2 protein-coding genes are annotated in these 1,390 nt (G+C 63.2%); one reads left to right on the plus strand and one right to left on the minus strand.

Going from position 1 to position 1,390, the window contains the following annotated elements; all coding sequences use genetic code 11:
• Positions 1-709: cation:proton antiporter (locus tag PSTU_RS0112815; protein ID WP_019341429.1), on the plus strand; the 709-nt coding region annotated here is incomplete at its 5' end.
• A 69-nt stretch (positions 710-778) separates the two neighbouring features.
• On the opposite strand, the gene PSTU_RS0112820 is transcribed toward PSTU_RS0112815, so the two are convergent.
• Entirely contained in the window at positions 779-994 is a 216-nt protein-coding gene (locus PSTU_RS0112820; RefSeq protein ID WP_019341430.1) for a dodecin, read from the minus strand.
• Positions 995-1,390: the final 396 nt, after the last annotated feature.

Consider the following 1,390-nt stretch of genomic DNA (forward strand, 5'->3'; position numbering starts at 1 on the left):
CCTGCGCGCGCGCGAGGCCGATACGTCCATGTCGCCGAACGACTCGCTGGCGCTCGCGTTGATCGCGTTGGCTTACGTCGGCGCCGAGCTGATCGGTGCCTGGGGCTTTCTGGCGGTGTTTGCAGCCGGCCTGGGTTTGCGCCATGCGGAGAAGGATGCCGCGGACGAGTCGGAAACGCCGTCCGAGGAGTTGATCGCCCATGCCGTGCCGCATTTGACCGAGGGCGGCATGACGCCACGCGAGCTACCGCTTGAGGGTCATAAGATCGCTGAACCCAAGGTCGCGGCGGCTGTGATGGTCGGCGATATCCTGGCCTTTGGTGGGCAACTGGAACGCAGTCTCGAAGTGTTGCTGGTGACCATTCTCGGCGTATTGGTCTCGGTGCACTGGGACTGGCGCGCGGTGCCCCTGGCGCTGGCGCTGTTCGTGGTGATCCGGCCACTGAGCGTGTGGCTGCTAATGCCTCGCCGCTACCTGGACCGTACCCAGCGCCTGACTGTCGGCTGGTTCGGCATTCGGGGAATCGGCAGCCTGTACTACCTGAGCTACGCCGTGACCCACGGCCTGTTGCCCGAAGAGGTCGAGGCACTCGTTCCGCTGGTGATATCGGTCGTGGCGTTGAGCATTGTCGTGCACGGCCTGAGCACTCAGCCGTTGCTCCGGCGTTACGAACGCAGCCGCAGCCACGTGCCGACGGACCACGCCTGACGCGGCGCGGCGAACAGGCCTCCCAGGCAGCTGACTGAACAGCCGCTGCCGGGCCGCCTGGGTAGCAGATCAGCTGTTGGCGAGACGGAAGCCGACCTTCATGGTGACCTGAAAGTGGCCAACCTTGCCGTTCTCGACATGGCCGCGAATCTCACCGACTTCGAACCACTCGACGTTCTGCAGCTTGCTGCTGGCTTCGGCGATGCCGTTCTGAATCGCTTCATCGACGCTGTTGCGTGAAGAACCGACGATTTCAATCTTCTTGTACGTGTGATGGTCTGACATGCGTTGTCCCCTTCTGGTCTGGAGCCTCCGTTCGGTAATGACGCGTCCTGTCCCATTGAGGCCCGTGCAGCAGGCCGGAAGTTCAGCGCAACGCTGAATCAAGCTCGGAGAAGGGACACGACCTGGGTGTTCTGTGACAAGCGCCAGCTTGCAGCCGGCATTCGCGGTCAAGACCGCTCCCACGGGTGGCCAATGACGGCGCGCTGAGCTTCTGTGGGAGTAGTGGCTGCTGGACTAAGCTTTTGTGGGAGCGCTGGGCTTTTGTGGGCAGTACGCCGGGCTAGGCTTTTGTGGGAGCGGGGTTGACCGCGAGCTTTTCAGCACTCCAGCGTCATCTGCAGCGTGCAAGGCTGCCGCCTTCCGATCATGAGGCTGGCTTACAGGCTTTCGCGGGGA

This window comes from Stutzerimonas stutzeri SDM-LAC (assembly GCF_000235745.1).
Taxonomy (GTDB): Bacteria; Pseudomonadota; Gammaproteobacteria; order Pseudomonadales; family Pseudomonadaceae; genus Stutzerimonas; species Stutzerimonas stutzeri_H.

What these genes read in the sequence shown, in the direction of transcription:
- PSTU_RS0112820 (WP_019341430.1), bottom strand. Translation starts at nt 994, where the DNA reads ATGTCAGACCATCACACGTACAAGAAGATTGAAATCGTCGGTTCTTCA.